We start from the raw sequence: 22,418 nt of genomic DNA, 5'->3' as shown, positions 1-22,418 counted from the left end.
GTTGCTTCACAAAATCAACGCCATTCCTATTAATGCTGTTGCGTGTGTGAGTGGCTATTTAGAATAGCGAAAGCGTCTGCCATTCAATAATGGCGATTCACACATGCAGCGCGTGACCTGAATCGCATCATTCAGAAATGTTCGCACTGCATCGGCAATATCGCTCTCCAAATAAGCAAAAGTCGCAACGTCATTGCCATCTTCAGCATGATGAATATACGGCGTGGTCGGCACTTCAAGTTGATGTAACGCGAGATGAAATACTTCTGAGGATAAACCGATGCCGTGTAATACATGCGCCTGAGATCGAGATAAATAACCTTGCGGAACACCATTGCGATGTTGCAATTCAACCTGTTCCACGCGGGATTCAAGCTGCTCGGTTTTGCGCACAATCACCACCTGCTGCTGTTTAATTCCGTCAATCTCCATTAAACCGTGCACCAGCGCAGCAATGATTGGATCGGTGATCGTGGTGGGCTGTAATTTGCCGTTGCGATAGTCAATGAAGGTCTGATTGACTTTAATGCGGAATGATGGGCTGATCCAACCAGCGTATTCAACAGCGACAAGTTCGTGGGCAAATGTGCCACCGTTGCGTCCTTCTACGGAAACTATGCAGATTTGCATAGTTTCTTTTTCTACAGCAGAAACAAACTCTTGTGCTTGTTTGGTGCGTAGCCATTGCCCGGGTGCTTTATTCTGACCTTCGCCGCTGGCGCGATGCAGTGCGTTGAGGTTGTAACGACCTTCAGAATCGACCGGAATTTCTACTCCGGCAATAACGGGGAGCGTGTTGTTAGTTTCCATCGTATTCACCTGCCTTTTTCTTACAAAAGGGCGTAAAGACTACGCCGGTCGGGAGTGTAAGACGGCTACAGGTACCGTGTGGCTATTCTCGATTTGCATCGGTTTTATATTCACCACACTCCCAACCAGCGCAATCGAAAACCGGTGGGCAAAAAAATACCGCCTGTCTGTCGGGGGCGTTTCCGCCTGTAGTCGAGGGTCTTACACCTCTTACAACAAATAAAAACACGAATTGAGCGGCGATGTCAAATAATAATTTTAATTAAGCATTTATTTAATTAAAAACGCAGCAGCACCTTAATAAAATGCGAGATTTATTTTCTCGGAAGTTGCGGCTGGCTGTTCCTATGGGGCGCTCATAAATTTTATCAATCTGAGCGAGTGTTAAAACGCGCTGACCGCGATAGGTGATTGGATTAACTTCGATCGAGTTGACACGAACTGCGGATAGAGTGTTGCAGGTTTCCATAATGGAGTCTCTTAGATTTGCTTTGTTGCAAAGGGATTCCCCAAATAAAGGCTTGGGTCGACCAGGAGGAACAAAACGGCTCTAAGTCACCGCGTGGTTATTTCTAGCTTAAACTAGTTATTCGCACACTCCCGATCGGCTCCGTTGATCATAACCGTTCGGGTAAAAAAACGCGCCAGACTGTCGGGGGCGTTTCCGCTTAGACGAGGTTTTGTTGCCTCTTGCGACAAATAAAAACACGAATTAGACAGTAGTGTCAAGTGATAATTATTTGTGTTCAAACTATCATTAGAGCATATAACAAGTTTTATTTAATGCTGAAAATAACAAACTTTTTTCTCAATAATGATGTGGCGATGATGAATTAAATACGGTTAATTGCCGCCATTGCATCTTCACCAGCACGATCAATTTCCGCAATCTGTGTATTAAATTGCTGTTGTAACGTCTGTTGAATTTCTAAAAACCGTACAAATGCTGCTTGCCCTTGCTGCATATCCTGCGCCGTTTCTTCTAATGCCGTTAATGCGCCGCGCATGATCTCTTGGGTGAAAAGATCGGCTAATTGCCGCGCTGTTGCGGTGGGATTGGAATCAAGCGGCGCATCGCGGTATAACTCCACAGCGCGTTCGCGGTCAATTCCAAACCGTTGCTGCATTTGTATTAAAAAACTCTCGTTGGGCTGATCGGGATGATTTAATACGCCTTTGTGCATGACGGTTAAAGCACGAGCAGATGCAGCTTGTTGCAACGCGATCTTGGCATTGGGAGCCGCTGGATTGAGCGTGGAATGGCTCAATTCCTTGCCGTATTCCTGCAAAATGGCAATAGCATCATCAATGGGTAATTGTCCAGAGCGCAGGTTATTAACAAAATAATCAACTTTATTGGCAGCAATAGCACCTTCTTGTCCCAACTCCCGAAATAGCGCCTCAACTTGCGCCGTTTGATCGGCGAGTGATGCCGGTTGCTGCGTGGCGACAGGCTGCGCTTTGGCTTGGAATAACGCTTGGATTTTATTAAGAATTCCCTTGCCGAGCACCGAGCGTTTCTCGTCGTTTTTACCACCGCTGTGCGATAACCGATAAACGCTGTAACCGAGTCCCGCACAAATGGCGATGCTGCCCACTGGCGTCGTCGGCGCGGCAAGCCAACCCAGCGTTCCGCCAATGGCTGCGCTACCCGCTTTGCCCACAACCGTTGCTTTATCGCGTTTTTGCGTGTCTGAATAGACGTCAATGTGTTGGATGATTTCAGGTTGCTCATTTGAATGATTCATGATGAAAACCCATTGGCAAAGTATTCATCGCGCAGCGCCAAAAAGATGTCGGCGATTAAATGAAAAAAGCGTTTTGCAACGGCAATCAAATCTTCAATAATTGAATACTGAATCAATTGATTTTAAGTTCAATCTACCTGAGCGATTGTTGTTAAGCGCCATTCAACTGCATCCCAAGGAACTGCTACGCCTTCCGGCGTTTTTGCGATTAAATCAAGTGCCAATAGTGCTGCAATATCCGCTTGAATAGCATGATAGTCACGCTTCAATTCTTGTGCTAATTTTTTATTAATGAGTAGTTATTTTTATCGAAATAATTGAATGCTTCAACCTGATGATTCCACACACGCACACAACCGAAAGTTTTGTTTAGTCCGATAAATCCGATACTTATACGTTTTGATTATCATTTTTGTTCAATAACAATCGTTCTGAAATGAGGTTTTTCGCATGAGGGATTAGTCCCACATTAAAGCGACTTCATTCTGCGCTATAGTTTGATTATTTAATGCAGATATATTACTATGTTTTTTATTTATTACTGTACTCAAATTTGTTCCTGTTGCGTTAAACCTATTTTTCACACCGACTCAGAATTCCCGCGATGCCTAATTTCTGGTCCCTTTTGAAGACACTCGGCGTTCCCATCAGTCGCGCCGTCTGGAACCGTTTTTTTCAGATGCTTGCCGATCTCAACCGCTCCGAGGTGGGCGGCAAAGCACGAATGCTGTTTGTGCTGTTAATTATTTTCATGTTTTCAATTAACGGCTTAAACGTCTTAAACAGCTACGTCAACCGCGATTTTATGACCGCAATAGAACATCAAAACATGGACAGTTTTGTGTTTTATGCGCTGCTTTATCTCGGTGTGATTGCCGTGGCCACCGTGGTTGCAGTGTTGTATCGCTACGCCGAGGAACGCCTCGCGCTACTGTGGCGCAAGTGGTTGACGCAACACGCGATTGACCGCTATCTCAGCGACCGCACCTATTTTCGATTGCACAGCAACGAAACTCTATCCAATCCCGATCAACGCATCTCTGAAGACATTCGCGCCCTGACTGCAACCACGCTGTCATTCACGCTGATGTTTCTCAACGCCAGCTTCACGGTGGTCGCGTTTTCCGGCGTGTTATGGAGCATCAGCCCGCTGCTGTTTCTCGTCGCCGTGACCTACGCCATTCTCGGCTCATTGCTGGCGATTTATCTCGGCAAGCCTCTGGTTAAGCTCAATTATGACCAACTCGACCGCGAAGCCAATTTCCGCTCGCGGCTGGTGCACGTCCGCGAAAACGCCGAATCAGTGGCGCTGCTGCGGCGCGAAGGGCGCTTAAAAGCACGGCTGCGCGACCGGCTCGATGATTTGACTGCCAATTTTCAGCACATCATCGTGATTAACCGCAATCTCGGATTTTTCACCACCGGCTATAACTACCTGATTCAACTCATTCCGGCGTTTATCGTCGCGCCGCTGTTTATCACCGGACATGCCGATTTTGGCGTCATCACCCAATCTGCTGTTGCATTTGCGCATCTGCTCGGCGCGTTCTCGCTCATCATCACCCAGTTCCAATCGATTTCCGCTTATACCGCCGTCGTTTCTCGGCTCAACGCGCTGCGCGATGCGATGAAGGAACCGCGCCTGAGCAGTTCGCCGACGGTGGAATTCAGTCCGGCTGGCGGCAGTGTCGCATTTGAGCAACTCACGCTGTATTCCCCCCGCGACGGACATTCGCTGGTGCAAGACCTCAGTTTGTCGATTCCGGCTGGCGTGTGTTTGCTGGTGCGCTCCACCAGTGAATCGGCAGAAAAGGCGCTGTTTCGTGCGACGGCTGATTTGTGGTCGCACGGCAAAGGGCGAATTTTGCATCCCGGTCACGATGAAATCTTTTTCCTGCCGGAGCGCCCCTATTTACCGCCGGGCACGTTGCGCGAAGTGCTGTTGCGCACCGGACAGGAGCGCGGCGTTCCCGATTGGCGTATTTGCGACAGCCTTGCCAGTTTGAATTTGGAACACGCGCTGGTGAAGGCTGGCGGTCTCGACGTGGAACAAAACTGGAGCGATCTTCTCTCGCTCGGCGAGCAGCAGCGTTTGGCATTTGCGCGAGTGCTGCTGGCTGCGCCGCAATTCGTGTTTTTAGATCATCCTAGCCGCAGCCTCAGCGAATGCGCAGTCGGTGAATTGCTCAACCTGCTGCGTCATCACGACATTACCTATCTCACGCTCGGCGATGTGGCGGACGACCCGCGTTTTTACGACCGCTTGCTGACCATCGCCGACGACGGCAGTTGGCAATTGCGCCCGCCCGGTGATCGGCGCATTGCCCAACGTCCGTCCATCGTGCCCACACCCAGCCGCCGCAGCGAAGATGTTGTTGTATTCAAAAAGGATTCCACTGATGTTTCCCGTTAATTTTCTCTGGGGCGCAGCAACTTCCGCCTATCAAATCGAAGGCGATCCGCTCGCCGCTGGCGCGGGCGCGAGCATTTGGCATCAATTTGCGCATCAGCCAGGGCGCATCGCCAATGGCGACACCGGCGACATTGCCTGCGGACATTACCGACGCTGGGCAGAAGATGTGGCGCTGATGGCGGAACTGGGTTTGACCGCGTATCGGTTCAGCGTGGCGTGGGGGCGCGTGTTGCCAAACGGCAGCGGCGCGGTGAATCAAGCCGGTTTGGATTTTTATCGGCGTTTGATTGACGCGCTGTGCGAACGCGGCATCACGCCGATGTTGACGCTGTATCACTGGGATTTGCCGCAAGCGTTGCAGGAGCGCGGTGGCTGGCAACATCCCGACAGTCCGGCGTGGTTTGCGGATTATGCCGAGGTGCTGATTCGCGCCGTCGATGATCGCGTGCCGCTGTGGATCACGCTGAACGAGCCGTGGGTCGTGACCGTGCCCGGACATTTGGAAGGAATACACGCGCCGGGGTTGCAAAATCGCGCTGCCACGCCGCGAGTTGCACATCATCTGTTGCTGGCACATGCCGCCGCAGTGACGGTGTATCGCGCACTCGGTCGCCATCAGATCGGGCTGGCGGTCAATTTGGAACCGCAATTTCCCGCCAGCGCGTCCGCTGCCGATCAAACTGCTGCCCGCCGCCGTGATGCGTTTATCAACCGCTGGTTTTTAGACCCGCTGCTGCTTGGCAGCTATCCACCGGAATTGCAGGAGATTTTCGGCGCGGACTGGCCGAATTTTCCCGCCAATGAGCTGGCGCGAATTCACGGCATTCCCGATTTCATCGGCGTCAATTATTACTCTCGCGGTTTGGTGCGAGCGGATGCAACGGAGCAAACGCTCGGCGCTCGCCGGATCAAACCGCAGAATGCGCCGTGTACGACGATGGGCTGGGAAATTTATCCGGCGGGATTGACGGAAACGCTGCTGGGATTGCGCGAACGTTATGGCGAAGTGCCGCTGTATATCACCGAAAACGGCGCGGCATTTATTGATGCGGATTTACAAGCTGGCGTGATTAACGATGCAGCGCGAGTGAATTATTTAGAAACGCATTTACGCGCTGCGCAAATGGCGCTGGCGCAGGGTGTCGATTTACGCGGTTATTTCGTGTGGTCGCTATTCGATAATTTTGAATGGGCGGAAGGTTATGCGCAACGTTTCGGAATGATTCATATTGATTCGCATCATGGAAAACGCACATTCAAGCGTAGCGCCCATTGGTATCGTGAGTTTATTCAACGCGGCGGATTTTAAGATGAACACAAAAATTACTAAATCGCTACCAATACTCAGTATTTTAGCAGTTGTGATGTTAACGACACCCGGCTGTTTAATGACCATTACTGAACCAGCATTTCCAGTTACTTATTCGCAACCAGTTGCAGTGGATTATCGTCCATTGTTTTATAATGGCTACACGGTTTATTTTGCTGATAGTGGGATTCCATATTATTTATACGGTGGAGTAAGACATTGGGTTCCGCATCACGCTCGCGCTCGTTATATCGAACATTGGCGTCATCATAAATCGGATTATCGCAATTGGTATCGCCGCAATAATAATCATTTTTTTAATGATCGAAATAAGCGTGATAACGATTGGCGACGTGATGATCGACCACGCCAATTTGATGGAAACAAGCGCAATCAAAATCCACCATCATCTCCTTCGCGGCAAGATTGGTATCGGGGACGTTTTGATAAACCACGCGATGATAACCAACGCCGATTTGATGGGCAGAATCGCAATCAAAATCCGCTACAATCTTATTCTCCGCCGAATCAAGATCGCCCGAATCGGCAGCGCGATGATCGCCCACGCCAAGTTGATGGACAGAACCAAAATCGCAATAACAATCCATCACAAACGTATTCGCAGCCGGATTTGAATCGGGATCGTTCTAATGAATGGCGTAATAATAACCAACACCGATTTGATGGGCAGAATCGCAATCAATCACCGTTGCAGTCTTATTCTCCGCCGAATCAAGATCGCCCGAATCGGCAACACAATGATCGCCCACGCCAAATTGATGGACAGAACCAAAATCGCAATAATAATCCACCACAAACGTATTCGCAGCCGGAGTTAAATCGGGATCGTTCTAATGAACAGCGTAATAATAATCAACGCCAAGTCGATGAACAGAAGCGCAATCAAAACCCACTGCAATCTCCACCGAATCAAGATGCTTTTGAGGCGCTACGCGATGATGATCCGCTGAAATCTCGTTCGCAGTAATCGTCGTTAAAGCGAGACGTTTTTTTCATGCTGTGCTGCGGTTGCTGTCGTTGGTTTTGCAGACAACAAGACAACAATAGTTAGATAAACAGTTTTTAAGCTATTCGCTGGCAACCAGTGGAAAATGTTGTGGATTTTCAATAGATTCAATCGTCAAATCAACATCCAAATCAGGCCAGTAGAGATGGTGCGACTGTGGTCGTTCGATATTAAACACTGCTGATAATGGCGCATGTTTGAACCATGGAAATTCCATGAAAGGAAGAAACAATTCTTTATTGTCTAGCAACAACCAAAACCCATGTTGGGAAATATGTGTGACCTCAACTGCCGAAATGTTTTTGCCAAGCATTGCGGATTGCATCTGCATGTACCTCTATGAGTTGTCGGACAATGTACAGGTCTTTGCTAGTTAAACCATAGTTTTTTGCTAATTCGATGTCTGGTTCCATCCAATACTTAGCTTCGCCATGCCCGCAATTAACATGTACATGCATTCTCGGTTCTTCGCGGGAAAAGAAAAAGAAGCGAAATCCATTTTCTTGGAATACCGTTGGACTCATTCAATTCTCCGCGAATTATTGTAAGATACGCTATTCATCAACTCATCTCCGAAATTCAATTCTCATTCTGATCGACGATAACGCCAATACGCGGCGCAGGCTCCTTCCGATGACACCATGCACGCACCGAGCGGATTTTCTGGTCGGCACACGCGACCAAACAATTTGCACTCCGGCGGTTGTTTCATTCCGCGCAAAATCGCCGGACATTCGCAGCCCGCGATTTCTTTGGTTGCGCCGGGCGTAACTGCAAACCGTTGTTCTGCATCAAAATCTGCAAAATCCGCTGCCAATTGCAGCCCGCTGCGCGGTAATTCACCCAGCCCGCGCCATGCAAATGTTTCGCGGATGTCAAACGCTGCTGCCATCAATGCCTGCGCTTTGCGATTGCCTTCGGCAGTCACGGCGCGGGTGTATTGATTTTCAACTGCGCAACGTCCGGCGTTGCATTGCCGCACCAGCATCAACACCGCTTGCAACACATCCAGCGGCTCAAATCCCGTCACCACCACCGGCAACTGATATTCTTGTGCAACAAAATCATAGGGATGCGTTCCAATCACCGCGCTGACGTGCGACGGGCCGAGAATACCGTCCAGTTGCACGCGATTGGGCGCAACATCGCCAAGAATGCAGCGCAGCGCCGCCGGCGTCAGAACGTGATTGCAAAATACTGAGAAATTGCGCAGTTGTTCGGCGCGAGCAATATGCAGCGCCACGGCAGTTGGTGGCGTGGTGGTTTCAAAGCCAATAGCAAATAAAACAATTTGGCGGTCGGGATTGGCGCGAGCGATTTGCAGCGCATCTTGCGTGGAATAGATGACGCGAATATCCGCACCTTCTGCTTTAATTTTCAACAGGCTCCGTCGTTTACTGGCTGGAACGCGCAGCAAATCGCCATAACTGCACAAGGTGACATCGTGCTCGGTCGCCAGCGCCAGCGCGTGATCAAGTCGTGCTATTGGCAACACGCACACTGGGCAGCCGGGGCCGTGAATAAAACGCAGATTCGGCGGCAGCAATTGCGCGATGCCATAACGGAAAATGGCGTGCGTGTGACCGCCGCAAAACTCCATCAATCGGTAAGCGCGAGCGGGATCGACTTCGGCATGAATCGCTGCTGCCAGCCGCTGCGCCAGCGCCGGATCGCGGAATTCGTCAAGGAATTTGAGTGTCACGCGCATCACCCCAATTTGGTGCTGGCACATAAAAATGCTTTGTTAAAACGTATGGTTACACCATTATGAATATAATGAAATGTCTGATTTGTTTCACGGTTCAATAACCAATGGTCAAATCCACCGGCAATTTACCTGAACCCACGACCAGCGATGAAGCTGCTATTGCGCACTGGCTCGAGCGGCTGGCGGCGCATTATCCCACCACTGAATTGGCGCAAATCACCGCTGCCTGTTCCGCGCTGGCGCAGTGTCGCGGCAATCAGCGCATCGAGACCGGCGAAACTCACATTCGCCACATCCTTTCAACGGCGGACATTCTGGTGCAATTGCAGATGGACGCCGAAACGCTGGTTGCGGCATTGCTCAACGGTTGCCTGAATCAAAGCGAGCTGACTACTGCGCAATTGACCACGCGCTTCGGTGCAGGAATTGCGCACATGGTCGGCGATCTGGCGCGGATTGGGCAGCTTGCCAACGTGAACGCGATCATCGCGGCGAAAGATCAGGAAGAGCACGAGGAAAATCTGCGGCGACTGCTGCTCGGGATTGCCGAAGATGTGCGCGTGGTGTTGATCGTGCTCGCCGAGCGGATGCACTTAATGCGCGCAATCAAGCATTTACAACCGGAGCAGCGGTTCAAAATCGCCCGCGACACCCAGCGCGTGTATGCGCCGCTGGCGAATCGGCTCGGCATTTGGCAAATCAAGTGGGAATTGGAAGACCTCAGTCTGCGTTATCTGCAACCGGATGAATACAAACGCATTGCCAGTTTACTGGTGGAGCGCCGCACTGAGCGCGAGCACTACATCGCTGCCGTGATTGAGACGCTGCGCACCGCGTTTGCTGAAGTTGGCATTACGGCGGAAATCACTGGACGTCCGAAACATATTTACAGCATTTGGAAAAAGATGCGCCGCAAAGCAGTTGATATTGCGGAGATTTTTGATTTACGCGCCGTGCGCATTTTGGTTCCGACCGTCGCCGATTGTTATGCAGCGCTGGGTCTGGTGCACGGGCGCTGGAAACACATTCCAAAAGAGTTTGACGATTACATCGCCACGCCGAAGGGCAATTTTTATCAATCGCTACACACGGCAGTCATTGGCCCTGAAGACAAGCCGCTGGAGGTGCAGATTCGCACTTATGACATGCACCGCCACGCGGAATTCGGTGTAGCTGCGCACTGGGCATACAAAGAGGCGAAAGGTCACGATGCTGCGTTTCAGCGCCGCGTGGTGTGGATGCGTAACTGGTTGGAATTAAAGAACGAAGGCGATAACGCCAGCGGCATTCTGGATCGGTTTAAGGCTGAATTCGAGCCGGTGCACATTTACGTGCTGACGCCGCAATTCAAAGTCATCGAGCTGCCGAAATACGCGACGCCGCTTGATTTTGCCTACGCGATTCATTCTGAGATCGGTAATCGCTGCCGAGGTGCGCGGGTCAATGACCGGATTGTGCCGCTCAATCAGTCGCTGAATAGCGGCGATAAAGTGGAGATTCTGACCCAGAAAAACGCCGCGCCCAGCCGCGATTGGCTCAGTCCGCATCACGGTTATCTCACCACGGCGCGAGCGCGGAATCGGGTGCGGCAGTGGTTCAAACAGCAGCATTTCGATCAGCATGTTCAGGATGGGCGAGCGGCGCTGGCGCTGGAATTGGGACGCGCTGGGTTGCCGGATAAAGCCCGTTTGGATGCGCTGGCGCAGCGGTCTAACTATCGGCGCGGTGACGAATTATTAGCGGCAATTGGCAGCGGCGATGTTGCAGCGGGGCACATTGCGCGGCAGCTTGAACCGAAAATAGAGCCGTCGAAAGACCTCGAACCGCGTCTGCCGAAACCTAAAACCAATGGCGCGGCGCGAAAAACCGGCGCGGGCGATGTGGTGGTAGAAGGCGTTGATGATTTGATGACGCAGATCGCGCAGTGCTGCAAGCCGGTTCCTTATGACGACATCATCGGCTTTGTGACTCGCGGGCGCGGCGTCACCATTCATCGGAAAAACTGCCACAATTTGCGTCACTTACCGCCCGCCGAGGCCGAGCGATTGTTGCAAGTACGCTGGGCAACGCAGCCGACGCAGGCGCTGTATCCAGTTGATTTATTTGTGATTGCTGCCGACCGCAAAGGGTTATTGCGCGATGTGTCGTCGGTGTTTTCGGATGCGGATGTGGACGTGGTGGGCGTGAATACCCATTCGGATCGGAGCACTGCCTGCGCGACGATGCACTTCATCATTGAAATCAAGAATATGCAGCAGCTCGGTCAACTCAACAATCGGTTGCAGCAGATTCCAGATGTATTGGAAGTGCGGCGGTCTTAAATCCGATACTTTTTCTTGAACAACGGTAGGTTGGGTTGCCGCTGTTGGCAACCCAACAACTTGCGCTAACATCAATACGAATAAATTGAACTGTCATTGAGCAATCAAGGCAGTTTTTTCATGCCTCAGCGGTTGGTTATGTTGGGTTGACTGCATTAACCTAACCTACAATCTGCTAATAGAGCATTATTTCTATGACGCCAGAACAATTCATTGCCAAATGGCAAATCTCCACCCTGAAAGAACGCTCTGGTTCACAGGAGCATTTTATTGATTTGTGTCGATTATTAAATGAGCCAACGCCAGCAGAAATTGATCCCGTTGGCGCGTGTTATTGCTTTGAACGCGGAGCGAAAAAAACCACGGGTAGCGATGGCTGGGCGGATGTGTGGAAACGCAATTGCTTTGGTTGGGAATACAAAGGCAAACGCAAAAACTTGAATGAAGCCTTTGTCCAACTGCATCGCTACGCTCCAGCATTAGAAAATCCGCCGTTGTTAATTGTTTCCGATATGGAACGAATTATTATTCATACCGCATTTAATGGTATTGTGCCATCTAAGAAGGTTCGTAACACTTCAAAAATTGTACTCCACCTAGTTTAAGCACTATAATCACTCATCCACATCTGTAGAGAATTTAAAATGACGCCATATAAAGAGTTTATAATACGATTCAAATTATTAATTAGTAAGAATCCTCATTTGATTACGACTACTCTGAGCAACATTTTCACGATGCGTCTCATTGGTAATAAAACTCATGGAGACCTCGCAGAAATTGCCATAGCAGAATTTATTAACCAGTATATGTATGACTTCAAATCTATCCACGTTGGAAAAGACCTCTACCGCGCAAAAGAGCATGAAGAAGATATCAAGATCATCAATGAAATAACAAAAATTGAATTTCCACTAAGTCTCAAGGCTTATGGGGATGGGCCGCTACAACTTTCTACAGATAAAAATTTTCAAATGTTTCCCAAACTCCAAGAAATGGGAAATTTAATCGAAGGTGAACAATCCATCTCAGCACTTTGGCATGATCCCGTGTTCGCTGAATTTAGCAGTTTAAATGTTCTACCATTAATCTATAACGAAAAAAAGCAATGCTGCAATATTCTCGTATTTGACCATGAGAGAGCGCAACAGAAAATCACGAAAGTTGTGTATGAAAATAAGGGAAAAGGTCGGAAGCATCCAGTGTATCGGTTTTATGACAATAACGGCGATTATGTCTGTGAAGTGCGCTATGGCAGCGGAACTGCGAATGCGCTTCAAAGAGGTCTTTGGACGCATACAAAAAATGGATTGAAATATTTCGATAGTATCACTGATGGCTGGGTCAACTACGCACATAATTTAGTGTTATTAAAGCTCTTTTCACATGCTTTAATAGCCACATCAGTTGGTCACGCAGCGGCACTAGAAGAAATAAAAAAAGACCTTGAACTTGAGAAGCAAAAAGCGGTGCGTTATTGATATGAACACACTCTCGCTATTTGCCGATGATTTGGATTTTCAGAATACGGATACGCAGAGATTAAATACGCCACAAACAGAGGGTATTAAATATGCTGGATCGAAACTAAAACTTCTGCCGCACATATTAAGTTTAATTAGCAAAGTCAAGCCAAGAACAGTTCTCGATGGTTTTGCTGGAACGACGAGGGTTTCTCAAGCACTTGCTAAAAGGGGCTATACCGTTGTTGCAAATGATATATCTGCGTGGTCAGAAGTTTTTGCAATCTGCTATCTTCTTAATGAATACCCGCAATTACACTATATCCCTCTTATTGAACATCTCAATAATCTTCCGCCGGAAGATGGTTGGTTTACCAAGAATTATGGTGGAGACCCTGAAGCAAAATCATCAATTGGAGCTGACGGACTTAAAAAACCATGGCAAAGAAAAAATACTCGGCGACTTGATGCAATAAGGCATGAAATAGATTGTTTGGGGCTATCTTCAATTGAGAAAGCAGTGCTTGTTACAAGTCTTATTCATGCACTTGATGCGGTTGATAACACGCTTGGGCACTTTGCTTCTTATTTAAATGAATGGTCAGCGCGATCACACAAAACGTTGCGTCTAAAATTGCCAGCAATTTCATTCAAACTTGCACCACATCAGGTACATCGTAAAAATATATTTGATTTGCTGCCTGATACCGAAGTGGATTTAGCATATTTTGATCCGCCCTATGGTTCAAATAACGAAAAAATGCCTCCTTCACGTGTTCGCTATTCAGCCTATTACCACGTTTGGACAAGTGTATGTTTGAATGATCAACCGGAAGTATTTGGGAAAGCAAAACGTAGAGTAGATACTTCAGATGTTATTGGCTCTTCAATTTTTGAGGAATTTAGAAGAGATAAAAACGATCGTCTAATTGCAGTTGAAGCAATTAGAAAATTATTGAAAGAAACAAAAGCAAAACACATTTTGCTTTCTTATAGTTCTGGTGGTCGCGCTACTGCCGAAGAGCTCAACGCAGTTATTTCTGAAAGTGGAAAGCTCATCGAGTTTTTGGAAATTGATTACAAAAAAAACGTCATGGCTAATATGAGATGGACAAATGAGTGGGTTAAAGATGCAGAGATTCCTAATAAGGAGTTTTTGTTTCTGATTGAGACAAAGTAGCATATACATAAAATTAACGTTTATTGATACCAGCGGCGCAATCATTCCGACAGTTGCAGCAGAATATCGAGATCATGCAATCGCTATTGCTGAGGCAGCATTTCAACTCAATCAATTGCGTGAGAATTGGTTAAATCCGCCAGAATGGATTGAGCGAGTGCCGGAAGTGGTGGCGGGTTATCCTGATCGAATCATTGCTAAACCCGCATTTGCTGCGCAACTAAAACAACGCACTCTGACCAATTTGTATAATAAAAAACCGGCGTGGTTGGTGAATGCACATGTCAAATTAGATCAATCGGTCGCAGCAGCTTATGGCTGGGAAAATGACGCAGCGGAATTGAATGAAGCGGAGATTTTGCAGCGGTTATTGGCGTTGAATCTGACGTGGGGGAAATGCGCTTGATTTAGTGGTTGACATTGGTTTGTTGGCGTGGTTTGCTCTTTATTAAGAGGTGTCGAAACTTCATGCAGCGGAACTCGCACTCGTCAGATAAGCGACTTTTTATACCTTCTCAGTTTAAGCTCTTGAACGTCGGGAGTGTGGTAAATAACTGAGAACTCAGAAATAGCCACACGGTTCTGTAGCCGTTTCGACCCTCCCGGCAGTCCAAGCCATTTTGGATAAACCATTGTGTCGAAACAATTACAGAGGTTCCGTTATGGAAACCAGTAATACTCTCATTCCCGTTCCATTCCGCAATACAACCCTTTTCCTCGTTGACATCGACGGCGTTCCGTACACACCGATGAAACCCATCGTCGAGGGCATGGGAATTTCATGGCAAGGGCAGCATGAAAAACTTAATGAAAACAAAGGGCGATGGGGTGTCAAGATTATCTTGATACCCACGTCAGGTGGACAACAGGAGATGTTTTGCCTTCCGCTCCGCAAGCTCCCCGGCTGGCTGATGACCATTCACTCGAATAAAGTAAAGGCAGACATTCGTGAGACCGTCATTGCTTATCAGAATGAATGTGATGATGCGCTCTGGGATTATTGGACGCAGGGGCAGGCAATCAATCCACGCAATACAACATCAGATCACGCTTTCATTAGCAGAGAACTGGCTATTGCGATTTATATTGCTGAAGCGGCGGCGCGAATGTTGCGCATGTCAGATACGAGTAAGATTCGGATGCTGAAGAAGATCGCTGAGAGTGAACACATTTCACCTGCTTTTTTACCGGATTATGTCGATGAACCACTGGTCAGAGCAATTACGCCGCTATTGAAAGAGATGGAGAGTCCGCTCGGTCATCACGTTGCCAAGACTGTGAATCCCGCATTAGAAGCAATGGGCATTCTGGAACATCTTTCCCGCAAGAGCACCGGCAACAAGATTAAATGGTTCTGGAGTTTGACCGAGGAGGGTTTGAAATACGGGCGCAATGAAACCAGTCCGAATAATCCCCGCGAGACGCAGCCGCTGTTTTTCGTGGAGCGTTTTCCTGAGTTATTAGCGCGATTGGATGCGTATATCAATCCACAATCCTTGCCGCTTTAAATCCCCCCCAACCCCCTTTTTCAAAGGGGGGCTTTTATTTCCCCGCTTTCTGATGGGCTTTTATTCCTCATTTTTCGCTGGGCTTTTATTTCTCTCTTTAGCGAAAATGCAGGCGATTATTTCACTCTGTGAAAAAGGCTTTTCTTTTCCCCCCTTTGAAAAAGGGGGGCAGGGGGGATTTAAATCGCCAGCAACGCGCAATCAACGTGCTCAGATTTCAGGGTTTCGCTATGATTGTCAGTCGTACAACACGCATCTAATCACCTTTAGGAATTTCAAGAGATTATCGCCGATGACCACGACACTCGCTGCCCGCGTTCAGGCCGTCAAGCCCTCCGCCACTCTCGCTATCACCGCTCGCGCCAAAGCTCTTCGCGCTGCCGGAAAAGATGTGATTGGACTGGGAGCCGGTGAACCCGATTTTGATACGCCAGAACACATCAAAGATGCTGCCATCGCTGCGATCAATGCAGGTTTTACCAAATACACTGCCGTCGATGGCACGCCCGAACTCAAACAAGCGGTGATTGATAAATTCAAACGTGAGAATGGTTTCGATTACGCTGCCGAGCAAATTCTGGTCTCCTGCGGCGGTAAGCAAAGTTTCTTCAATCTCGCGCAGGCACTGCTCAATCCCGGCGATGAAGTGATTATTCCTGCGCCTTATTGGGTGTCGTATCCCGATATGGTGCTATTGGCGAGCGCCATTCCCGTGCTCATTCACGCTGGCGCAGATCAAGCATTCAAAATCACACCGAACCAATTAGAAGCAGCAATCACCGCCAAAACGCGATTGATTGTTATCAACAGCCCATCGAATCCGACTGGCATGGCGTACACCCGCGACGAACTCGCCGCGCTCGGCGCAGTGCTGCGCGAACATCCGAATGTGATCATCGCCACTGATGACATGTACGAACACATTCGCTGGAGCACGGAACCATTTGTCAACATTCTGCATGTGTGTCCTGATCTCACGCCGCGCACCTTGGTACTCAACGGCGTGTCCAAAGCGTATTCGATGACCGGCTGGCGCATTGGTTACGCTGCGGGACCGACCGACATCATCAAAGCGATGACTAAAATCCAGTCGCAGAGCACCTCAAATCCCACGTCCATTTCTCAGGTTGCCGCACTCGCTGCGCTGCAAGGTCCACAAGACTGCATCGGCGTCATGCTTGCCGCATTCAAAGCGCGTCACGATGTCGTCGTTGAGCGACTCAACCAAATTCCCGGCATCAACTGCCTGCCCACCGACGGCACGTTTTATGTGTTTCCCAGCGTTCACGGCATGATCGAACAATTGCCCGGCATCAATAACGATGTGGAATTAGCCGAGCATTTGATTGAAAACGCGGGCGTGGCGCTGGTTCCCGGCACTGAATTTGGTTTATCCGGTCACATCCGTATTTCCATCGCCACCAGTCAAAGCAATTTAGATCAAGCGTTAGAACGCATTGCGCGGATGGTCGGTTGATGAACACACTCCCGCTGGTTTCGGCATGGCGATTAGTCGGGTTGATAGTGGTGATGAGCCAGCTTGCGGGCTGCGCTGGTTTGACCAATCTCACCCGCCCGTGGACTGCGCCGGAAGTGGCGCTGCTGCAATTGCAACCGAAAGCGTTGGGACTGACGCGGCAGGTATTGGTCGCAACGCTCGCCGTCAAAAATCCCAACGACCGCACCCTGCCGATCAAAGCGATGACTTATCGCATCGGTTTGGAAGGACAGGATGTAGCCGAAGGTGGCGGGGCGCTGGCGCAACAAATTCCGGCATTTGGCTCGGCAACGGTGGACGTGGAAGTGAATGGCAGTTTATTAACGCTCATTCAGCAATTGCCGGTATTGGCACTGAAAAACCGTCCACTTGATTGGAACATTGCGGGCACTGTAACCATTGCTGACGGCTTAATCACTCTGCCTTATCGCTATTCGGGTAAAATTGATCCGCAGCAATTGCGCACCGGAATTAAACCAACGTTATAACGACGGATTTTAATCGCTTCTAGTATTGCGCTAGAAGCGATTGAGTCTATTCAGCTTTCAAGTTACGTCTATTGCTTGAAATGAATTCATGGGAAGCTGAGAAATTATTCTTTGAGGAGCGAGGCAGTTGAAAAAAGTCATTAGTTATCAGTTGACGATTGTCGGTAAAAACAGCGTTGTTACTGACAACTGAAAACTGCCCACTAAAACCGACCTGCTGCCGCATTTGTTTACCGAGGAACTTTGCCATCACCAGCCAAGTGGATCGCATTTCAGACTGCGCCGATGTCTTGATGTGTGACTGTCCTGCTACTGCGTCATCAGACGCGCTCGCTTTGCCAGTGCTCAACGCTGACTTGACTGCGCCCGATCTTGCGCCGCCATCACAACCACTCATTTCCGTATTTCCACTGGTGATTCACGACACCGCACTGGTGTTGGAAGCTGGCGCGTCTGGCGAAGCATTGGTGCATTGGCATGTGGAAGCAGATGATTATATTGGTTTAAGTCAAGCCTTTGCGGTGACGAGCCCTGCGCCAGCAGCGGTATTACGTCTGCGCCGTGTTCGTGCTGATGGAGGCGCTGATGCTGCCGCCGAAGCGCCAGTGCATCTGACCAGTCATCAAGGCAGCGGTGATCGCAGTTTTGTGGTGGGAAACGAAACGCGCAGTTTGAAGCAGAACTCGGTTTAACCAACGCCACTGGTGGCTGGCTGTTACTCGCCCGTTCCAATCGGCTACTGCTCGGCGCGGGCACTGCGCCACCGCTCGCGCAGGAAATGCCGTTGCCACATTTGGAAGCGCAGCATCGCCAAGTGCACCGTTGCCATGGTCAATGCTGCACCGCTGCCGCAATTTCAGCCATTCCTGTCCTCATCACTGCGACGGCAACTGCGCTGCCCGGTGATCCGCGTTTAGATGCGCCGCAGATGCCACTCGCGCCAACGTTTCCGTTGCCCATCATTGCCGCACCGCTGGCGGTTGCTGACGACAGCAGCAGCGCCGTTGATTCACAACTGCATTTATCCACTGCGCCAGCAATTCATATCCCGAACCAAGCGCCAGCACTGCGCCAGCACCATCGCTTATTCCGACTTTGCGCTACGGTCGCGCTGTGTCACCGAGCGCAGGCGTGATGATTGAAGCCGAATTGCGCATTCACGGCTGGGGTGCGCCCAATTCGGATATTGATCTGTTCGGGCAGCGGTATCGCATCGGACCCGGCGGACGTTTTCAACTGCTGCTGCGCGTGGATGACGCAGCATTACTGGCGGAAATGCTGCGCCAGCATCCACCACCAGAATTAACCTGCGCTCGTTCCTGATTAACCACGCATTTTCATTGCCATATTGCGGATTTCACACCATGTACATCGCCCTGATTAGCGCCGAATGCGCTCCCATCGCCAAAGCTGGCGGCCTCGGCGATTTTGTGCTGGGGCTGGCGCGAGAATTGGTGCGCTGCGGCGAAACCGTAGAAATTGTGCTGCCGTATTACGACGTGCTGGACATAGCGCCGCTTGCTGATTTGCAAGTAGTTTATGAGCAATTGCGCGTACCTTTTCACAACGAATGGATTACTTGCCGTGTGTTTGGCGGCAAATTAACCGAGGTGAATTGCCTGTTCATTGACCCGCAATCAGTGCACGGCTTGTTTCAGCGCCGCCGCATTTATGGCGAACAAGATGACGCCGAGCGGTTCGCCTTTTTTGCGCGAGCAGTGCTGGAATTCATGCTGCAATCTGGGCGACAGCCGGACATTTTGCACTGCAACGACTGGCAAACCGGCTTGATTCCAGTGCTGTTATATGAAGTTTATCAAGCACTTGGTATGAATCGCACTCGCGTTTGCTACACGCTACACAATCTCGGTTATCAAGGGCGCGTCAGCGAAACCATTTTGCGGCAAGTCGGACTTGATCCGCAGCGCGTGATGACCGCAGATCGGCTGCGCGATTCGCAAGACGGACGATTGGCAAATCTGCTGCAAGGCGGCATCGTCTATTCCAATTTTGTGAATACGGTATCGCCGCGTTATGCGTGGGAAATTCAGCACACCGAGCAGGGAATGGGTTTGCAGCCATTGCTCAATACCTACGCGCACAAATTCGGCGGCGTGCTCAACGGCATTGATGAAGAGATTTGGAATCCTGAACTTGATCCGCTCATTCCGACCAATTTCGGCGTGGAAACGCTGCCGCGCAAGGCACTCAATCGACAAGCACTGCGCAGTCGGCTGGGATTGCAAACAGTGGACAAACCCATCATGGCCATTGTGACCCGTTTGGATTATCAAAAAGGTGTCGATTTAATTGCACATGGAATTCACGACACGCTGGCACACGGCGGTCAAATTGTGCTTTTGGGCACGGCACTTGATCCGGCAATTGCGGCGCAGTTTGCACAATTAAAACAGGACACTGCGGCGAATCCAGACTGTCATCTCGAATTGGGTTATGACGAAACGCTGGCGCATCTTATTTATGCTGGCGCGGATTTAATGTTAATTCCCAGCCGTTATGAACCCTGCGGTTTAACCCAAATGATCGCCATGAAATACGGCGTGGTTCCAGTGGTACGGCGAGCAGGTGGATTAGCGGATACGGTATTTGATGCGAACTATTCGGATCAACCGTTTGAACTGCGCAATGGTTATGTCTTTGATGAATTAACTGCTGCCGGATTAGAAAGTGCGCTGCGCCGGGCGCTGGGTTTATGGCATGGCTACCCGGAATACTTTTGGCAATTGCGCGTGAATGGAATGCGTAGTGATTTATCGTGGCGACGACCTGCCCAGCGTTATCTGGCGATTTACGCGCAATTGCGAGCGACCGTTTAAATCCGAAATTGTCCAATACTGATTTGCAATTCAACTGCCAGCCGTGTCAACGCATCGCTGGCTTGAGCAATGTGCTTTGAGCCGTGAGCAGTTTGATCGACCGTGCCAGAAATCAATGGATATTGCGATTGATTTCTTCAGCGACTGCCGTTTGTTCTTCAGCGGCACTGGCAATTTGCGTATTTAAGTCGTTAATTTCAATGATTGAATCGCTAATGGTTTTGAAAGAAGTTCCCGCTTGACGCGCTTGATTCACGCCACAACCAACCTGCATTTGACTACGCGCAATCGTGCCACTGCACCTACTGCGCCGCTTTGCACCCGCTCAATTTTGGCTTGAATATCCGCAATGGATGATTGGGTACGGCTCGCAAGCATTCGCACTTCTGCGGCAACGACTGCAAAACCGCGTCCCTGTTCACCAGCTCGCGCTGCTTCAATCGCTGCATTGAGCGCCAGCAAATTGGTTTGCTCGGCGATGGCGCGAATGACATCCAACACCGCACCGATTTCGCGGCTGTCATCCGACAACTGCGCGATGACGATTCCAGCCTGCGCAATTTCTGCTGCCAGCATTTCAATCGCAACGATGGTTTGCTGTGCCATGTGATCGCCAGCCTCCGCTGCCTGCGCGGTCTGTTTGGCTTTTTGCGCGGCAGTGGCGGTGTAACGCGCTACTTCTTCAACCGTCGCCGTCATTTGATTAATCGCCGTCGCAACCTGATCCGTTTCTGATTGTTCTGCCACGATTTGCCGATTAGTTTCGGCGCTGTTGACTGCGAGTTCTTCTGCTGCTGCGCCATCTGTGCCGCTGCGCCAGCAGTTTGAATCACGAGCTGGTGGATTTTGTCGACAAACAAGTTAAACGCACGGGCAAATTCAGCCAGTTCATTGCGACCATCAACATCCAAGCGCCGCGTTAAATCGCCATCGCCGTGCGCAATCGCTTGCAAATTGGCCACAGTGAGACGAATCGGCGCAGTAATGGTGCGAGCAATTAACCCAGCCAGCGCCAATCCAATCAGCAGCAGCCGCCCGTGCCGAGGATATACAGCAGCGTGTGCTGGTGCGCTGCTACTGCCGCACTGCGATCAATGAGCAGTTCCAAAATGCCGACCGGTTTGCCAGAGAAATCATTGATGACGCGCCCGTAAGCACCTGCCGGATGCCCCTGATAATCAAGCTGGCGCAGCAGCATTCGCCGGTGATGCCGCTTTGCAACTGTTCCGCAGTAAACGCGCTACCGCCGTCAATCGTTCCGGCAAAAGGTTTAAGCCATTTTTATCAATCACTTGCAGTGCTACATCGGCATTAAAATTCTGTTTAAACCGCTCGAAAAAGGTTTGATCGAACGACAAGCCAAATTCCACAACGCCAACCGGATGCCCTTGATAATTCACCGTTCCACGCCGCGCACACCTAGCCCAGCAACGCCATTTTCTAAACCGCTCACCGGTTTGTGAGTGCGATTGGCTTCAACGATGGTTTGGCGAATCGCGGACAGATCATCACCAAATTTTTCCGGCAGGTGCACCCGCAAAAAGGAAGTTGCTGGCGCAGTGAGAAATTGGAATTGCCGCACCCCATTTTGATCGCGCATGTGTTTGAACATCGGCAGGGTCAATTCGGCGAGGCGAGCGCGGTCGCCTTCTGCAAAGGCTTGTTGCACTTTGGAATTTGCGCTACCGCAGCACTCAATGCTTGAGCGCGTTCACCCTGTTCGATGATGGCATTGCTCAGAGAAAAATATAAATCGTCAAGATGACGACGTTCGGCATGGTCAGTCAGCGTGGTTAATTGCGATAACACGAGCGGCAAATTGATGCCAATGGTGAGCACCAGCAATAGGGTTGAGCCAATGAGCACTCTCGCCCCAATTTTTAAGTTTTTCAGCATGTTAAATTGTATCTCCTCATCTTTTTTAATTTAATTTTTGCCGCATAAAACGGCGGATTCCGCCTATTGCGCAGCAACAAATCGGGCTGCGCCTAGCAATGGCGTGTGCGGTTGTAAAATAACCCGTACTGGCATTTTGCTGCATCAATGGCGTCATGCGCCCTTTATCAAAAAAACCTTCTAAAAATGCGCCGTTACGCAGCATCTCCAGA

Annotated in this window: 30 protein-coding genes; 15 read left to right on the top strand and 15 right to left on the bottom strand. The window is 49.8% G+C overall.

Going from position 1 to position 22,418, the window contains the following annotated elements:
- Positions 1-54 precede the first annotated feature (54 nt).
- From CXB77_RS08250 to CXB77_RS19675, 4 genes are all read right to left on the bottom strand, one after another.
- Positions 55-810: a KilA-N domain-containing protein gene (locus CXB77_RS08250; protein WP_105073523.1), complete on the bottom strand. Its 756-nt coding sequence runs from the start codon at positions 808-810 to the stop codon at positions 55-57.
- Positions 811-1,084: 274 nt separating this feature from the next.
- Positions 1,085-1,279, bottom strand: a complete 195-nt coding sequence (locus CXB77_RS24580; protein ID WP_105073522.1) for an ORF6N domain-containing protein — start codon at positions 1,277-1,279, stop codon at positions 1,085-1,087.
- Positions 1,280-1,643: 364 nt separating this feature from the next.
- Entirely contained in the window at positions 1,644-2,558 is a 915-nt protein-coding gene (locus CXB77_RS08240; protein WP_105073521.1) for a hypothetical protein, read from the bottom strand.
- Between the two features lie 128 nt (positions 2,559-2,686).
- Complete coding sequence (locus tag CXB77_RS19675) at positions 2,687-2,827, bottom strand: hypothetical protein (protein WP_172452600.1); 141 nt, start codon at positions 2,825-2,827, stop codon at positions 2,687-2,689.
- A 335-nt stretch (positions 2,828-3,162) separates the two neighbouring features.
- Here CXB77_RS19675 and CXB77_RS08235 point away from each other — a divergent pair, with 335 nt between their 5' ends.
- Genes CXB77_RS08235 through CXB77_RS08225 form a run of 3 tightly spaced genes read left to right on the top strand, consistent with a single transcriptional unit; the run spans position 3,163 to position 7,268 of the window.
- Positions 3,163-4,971, top strand: coding sequence for an ABC transporter ATP-binding protein/permease (locus tag CXB77_RS08235; protein WP_172452599.1), 1,809 nt, complete (start codon positions 3,163-3,165; stop codon positions 4,969-4,971).
- Positions 4,958-6,280, top strand: a complete 1,323-nt coding sequence (locus tag CXB77_RS08230) for a GH1 family beta-glucosidase (RefSeq protein WP_242445565.1) — start codon at positions 4,958-4,960, stop codon at positions 6,278-6,280. The genes CXB77_RS08235 and CXB77_RS08230 overlap by 14 nt, the downstream gene beginning before the upstream one ends.
- A 1-nt stretch (position 6,281) precedes the next feature.
- Complete coding sequence (locus CXB77_RS08225) at positions 6,282-7,268, top strand: hypothetical protein (protein ID WP_105073519.1); 987 nt, start codon at positions 6,282-6,284, stop codon at positions 7,266-7,268.
- Between the two features lie 100 nt (positions 7,269-7,368).
- On the opposite strand, the gene CXB77_RS08220 is transcribed toward CXB77_RS08225, so the two are convergent.
- The 3 genes from CXB77_RS08220 to hypD form a co-directional block, all read right to left on the bottom strand.
- Complete coding sequence (locus CXB77_RS08220) at positions 7,369-7,632, bottom strand: DUF2442 domain-containing protein (RefSeq protein WP_105073518.1); 264 nt, start codon at positions 7,630-7,632, stop codon at positions 7,369-7,371.
- Positions 7,592-7,831 (bottom strand): DUF4160 domain-containing protein, encoded by a 240-nt coding sequence (locus tag CXB77_RS08215; RefSeq protein ID WP_105073517.1) that lies wholly within the window; start codon positions 7,829-7,831, stop codon positions 7,592-7,594. The genes CXB77_RS08220 and CXB77_RS08215 overlap by 41 nt, the downstream gene beginning before the upstream one ends.
- A gap of 62 nt (positions 7,832-7,893) precedes the next feature.
- Positions 7,894-9,009, bottom strand: a complete 1,116-nt coding sequence (gene hypD / locus CXB77_RS08210) for a hydrogenase formation protein HypD (protein WP_242445564.1) — start codon at positions 9,007-9,009, stop codon at positions 7,894-7,896.
- A gap of 110 nt (positions 9,010-9,119) precedes the next feature.
- On the opposite strand from hypD, the gene CXB77_RS08205 reads away from it, so the two are divergent.
- The 12 genes from CXB77_RS08205 to CXB77_RS08150 all read left to right on the top strand — a co-directional run bounded on the left by CXB77_RS08205 (position 9,120) and on the right by CXB77_RS08150 (position 20,310).
- Positions 9,120-11,336, top strand: a complete 2,217-nt coding sequence (locus CXB77_RS08205) for a RelA/SpoT family protein (RefSeq protein WP_105073516.1) — start codon at positions 9,120-9,122, stop codon at positions 11,334-11,336.
- Positions 11,337-11,530: 194 nt separating this feature from the next.
- The gene (locus tag CXB77_RS08200; RefSeq protein ID WP_197711030.1) at positions 11,531-11,941 is read left to right on the top strand and encodes a type IIL restriction-modification enzyme MmeI; all 411 of its coding nucleotides are present in this window, start codon (positions 11,531-11,533) and stop codon (positions 11,939-11,941) included.
- 132 nt (positions 11,942-12,073) lie between these two features.
- Positions 12,074-12,817, top strand: coding sequence for a hypothetical protein (locus CXB77_RS08195; protein WP_146108771.1), 744 nt, complete (start codon positions 12,074-12,076; stop codon positions 12,815-12,817).
- A gap of 1 nt (position 12,818) precedes the next feature.
- Entirely contained in the window at positions 12,819-13,979 is a 1,161-nt protein-coding gene (locus CXB77_RS08190) for a DNA adenine methylase (protein WP_105073514.1), read from the top strand.
- Positions 13,966-14,385, top strand: a complete 420-nt coding sequence (locus CXB77_RS21590; RefSeq protein WP_105073513.1) for a hypothetical protein — start codon at positions 13,966-13,968, stop codon at positions 14,383-14,385. Before CXB77_RS08190 ends, CXB77_RS21590 begins: the two co-directional genes overlap by 14 nt.
- Before the next feature lie 256 nt (positions 14,386-14,641).
- Positions 14,642-15,487 carry a phage antirepressor N-terminal domain-containing protein gene (locus tag CXB77_RS08180; RefSeq protein WP_105073512.1) on the top strand — a complete coding sequence of 282 codons (846 nt, stop codon included), beginning with the start codon at positions 14,642-14,644 and terminating at the stop codon, positions 15,485-15,487.
- Positions 15,488-15,779: 292 nt separating this feature from the next.
- Complete coding sequence (locus tag CXB77_RS08175; protein ID WP_105073511.1) at positions 15,780-16,964, top strand: pyridoxal phosphate-dependent aminotransferase; 1,185 nt, start codon at positions 15,780-15,782, stop codon at positions 16,962-16,964.
- Positions 16,964-17,473 carry an LEA type 2 family protein gene (locus CXB77_RS08170; RefSeq protein WP_105072740.1) on the top strand — a complete coding sequence of 170 codons (510 nt, stop codon included), beginning with the start codon at positions 16,964-16,966 and terminating at the stop codon, positions 17,471-17,473. The genes CXB77_RS08175 and CXB77_RS08170 overlap by 1 nt, the downstream gene beginning before the upstream one ends.
- Positions 17,474-17,649: 176 nt before the next feature.
- Positions 17,650-18,165: a hypothetical protein gene (locus CXB77_RS08165; protein ID WP_146108663.1), complete on the top strand. Its 516-nt coding sequence runs from the start codon at positions 17,650-17,652 to the stop codon at positions 18,163-18,165.
- An 86-nt stretch (positions 18,166-18,251) separates the two neighbouring features.
- Entirely contained in the window at positions 18,252-18,608 is a 357-nt protein-coding gene (locus tag CXB77_RS08160; RefSeq protein WP_105073510.1) for a hypothetical protein, read from the top strand.
- Positions 18,587-18,796: a hypothetical protein gene (locus CXB77_RS08155; RefSeq protein ID WP_146108764.1), complete on the top strand. Its 210-nt coding sequence runs from the start codon at positions 18,587-18,589 to the stop codon at positions 18,794-18,796. The genes CXB77_RS08160 and CXB77_RS08155 overlap by 22 nt, the downstream gene beginning before the upstream one ends.
- 41 nt (positions 18,797-18,837) lie before the next feature.
- Positions 18,838-20,310 carry a glycogen synthase gene (locus tag CXB77_RS08150; protein WP_105073509.1) on the top strand — a complete coding sequence of 491 codons (1,473 nt, stop codon included), beginning with the start codon at positions 18,838-18,840 and terminating at the stop codon, positions 20,308-20,310.
- Between the two features lie 112 nt (positions 20,311-20,422).
- Here CXB77_RS08150 and CXB77_RS23740 read toward each other — a convergent pair whose 3' ends face one another.
- The 8 genes from CXB77_RS23740 to CXB77_RS08140 all read right to left on the bottom strand — a co-directional run.
- Positions 20,423-20,584, bottom strand: coding sequence for a hypothetical protein (locus tag CXB77_RS23740; protein ID WP_347338089.1), 162 nt, complete (start codon positions 20,582-20,584; stop codon positions 20,423-20,425).
- Positions 20,563-21,057: a methyl-accepting chemotaxis protein gene (locus tag CXB77_RS23735; RefSeq protein ID WP_347338088.1), complete on the bottom strand. Its 495-nt coding sequence runs from the start codon at positions 21,055-21,057 to the stop codon at positions 20,563-20,565. The genes CXB77_RS23740 and CXB77_RS23735 overlap by 22 nt, the downstream gene beginning before the upstream one ends.
- The gene (locus CXB77_RS23730) at positions 21,006-21,326 is read right to left on the bottom strand and encodes a HAMP domain-containing protein (protein WP_347338087.1); all 321 of its coding nucleotides are present in this window, start codon (positions 21,324-21,326) and stop codon (positions 21,006-21,008) included. The genes CXB77_RS23735 and CXB77_RS23730 overlap by 52 nt, the downstream gene beginning before the upstream one ends.
- A gap of 5 nt (positions 21,327-21,331) precedes the next feature.
- Positions 21,332-21,508 (bottom strand): hypothetical protein, encoded by a 177-nt coding sequence (locus CXB77_RS23725; protein ID WP_347338086.1) that lies wholly within the window; start codon positions 21,506-21,508, stop codon positions 21,332-21,334.
- The gene (locus CXB77_RS23720) at positions 21,489-21,710 is read right to left on the bottom strand and encodes a hypothetical protein (protein WP_146108769.1); all 222 of its coding nucleotides are present in this window, start codon (positions 21,708-21,710) and stop codon (positions 21,489-21,491) included. Before CXB77_RS23720 ends, CXB77_RS23725 begins: the two co-directional genes overlap by 20 nt.
- The gene (locus tag CXB77_RS23715) at positions 21,707-21,979 is read right to left on the bottom strand and encodes a cache domain-containing protein (RefSeq protein WP_347338085.1); all 273 of its coding nucleotides are present in this window, start codon (positions 21,977-21,979) and stop codon (positions 21,707-21,709) included. Before CXB77_RS23715 ends, CXB77_RS23720 begins: the two co-directional genes overlap by 4 nt.
- The gene (locus tag CXB77_RS23710) at positions 21,931-22,206 is read right to left on the bottom strand and encodes a hypothetical protein (RefSeq protein WP_146108767.1); all 276 of its coding nucleotides are present in this window, start codon (positions 22,204-22,206) and stop codon (positions 21,931-21,933) included. The genes CXB77_RS23715 and CXB77_RS23710 overlap by 49 nt, the downstream gene beginning before the upstream one ends.
- A 25-nt stretch (positions 22,207-22,231) precedes the next feature.
- The coding region (locus CXB77_RS08140; RefSeq protein ID WP_242445563.1) for a hypothetical protein at positions 22,232-22,418 on the bottom strand (187 nt) is incomplete at its 5' end.

It is taken from the genome of Chromatium okenii (genome assembly GCF_002958735.1).
GTDB classification, from domain to species: Bacteria; Pseudomonadota; Gammaproteobacteria; order Chromatiales; family Chromatiaceae; genus Chromatium; species Chromatium okenii_A.
The sequence above is the reverse complement of the archived record's forward strand: the minus strand, read 5'-3'. Positions and strand labels throughout refer to the sequence as shown.

Coding starts and splice junctions, on each gene's coding strand:
- CXB77_RS08250 (WP_105073523.1), bottom strand. CDS start 810: ATGGAAACTAACAACACGCTCCCCGTTATTGCCGGAGTAGAAATTCCG.
- CXB77_RS24580 (WP_105073522.1), bottom strand. CDS start 1,279: ATGGAAACCTGCAACACTCTATCCGCAGTTCGTGTCAACTCGATCGAA.
- CXB77_RS08240 (WP_105073521.1), bottom strand. CDS start 2,558: ATGAATCATTCAAATGAGCAACCTGAAATCATCCAACACATTGACGTC.
- CXB77_RS08235 (WP_172452599.1), top strand. CDS start 3,163: ATGCCTAATTTCTGGTCCCTTTTGAAGACACTCGGCGTTCCCATCAGT.
- CXB77_RS08230 (WP_242445565.1), top strand. CDS start 4,958: ATGTTTCCCGTTAATTTTCTCTGGGGCGCAGCAACTTCCGCCTATCAA.
- CXB77_RS08225 (WP_105073519.1), top strand. CDS start 6,282: ATGAACACAAAAATTACTAAATCGCTACCAATACTCAGTATTTTAGCA.
- CXB77_RS08220 (WP_105073518.1), bottom strand. CDS start 7,632: ATGCAATCCGCAATGCTTGGCAAAAACATTTCGGCAGTTGAGGTCACA.
- CXB77_RS08215 (WP_105073517.1), bottom strand. CDS start 7,831: ATGAGTCCAACGGTATTCCAAGAAAATGGATTTCGCTTCTTTTTCTTT.
- CXB77_RS08205 (WP_105073516.1), top strand. CDS start 9,120: ATGGTCAAATCCACCGGCAATTTACCTGAACCCACGACCAGCGATGAA.
- CXB77_RS08200 (WP_197711030.1), top strand. CDS start 11,531: ATGACGCCAGAACAATTCATTGCCAAATGGCAAATCTCCACCCTGAAA.
- CXB77_RS08195 (WP_146108771.1), top strand. CDS start 12,074: ATGCGTCTCATTGGTAATAAAACTCATGGAGACCTCGCAGAAATTGCC.
- CXB77_RS08190 (WP_105073514.1), top strand. CDS start 12,819: ATGAACACACTCTCGCTATTTGCCGATGATTTGGATTTTCAGAATACG.
- CXB77_RS08180 (WP_105073512.1), top strand. CDS start 14,642: ATGGAAACCAGTAATACTCTCATTCCCGTTCCATTCCGCAATACAACC.
- CXB77_RS08175 (WP_105073511.1), top strand. CDS start 15,780: ATGACCACGACACTCGCTGCCCGCGTTCAGGCCGTCAAGCCCTCCGCC.
- CXB77_RS08170 (WP_105072740.1), top strand. CDS start 16,964: ATGAACACACTCCCGCTGGTTTCGGCATGGCGATTAGTCGGGTTGATA.
- CXB77_RS08160 (WP_105073510.1), top strand. CDS start 18,252: ATGCCGTTGCCACATTTGGAAGCGCAGCATCGCCAAGTGCACCGTTGC.
- CXB77_RS08150 (WP_105073509.1), top strand. CDS start 18,838: ATGTACATCGCCCTGATTAGCGCCGAATGCGCTCCCATCGCCAAAGCT.
- CXB77_RS23740 (WP_347338089.1), bottom strand. CDS start 20,584: ATGCAGGTTGGTTGTGGCGTGAATCAAGCGCGTCAAGCGGGAACTTCT.
- CXB77_RS23725 (WP_347338086.1), bottom strand. CDS start 21,508: ATGCTGCTGCGCCAGCTTGATTATCAGGGGCATCCGGCAGGTGCTTAC.
- CXB77_RS23710 (WP_146108767.1), bottom strand. CDS start 22,206: ATGCTGAAAAACTTAAAAATTGGGGCGAGAGTGCTCATTGGCTCAACC.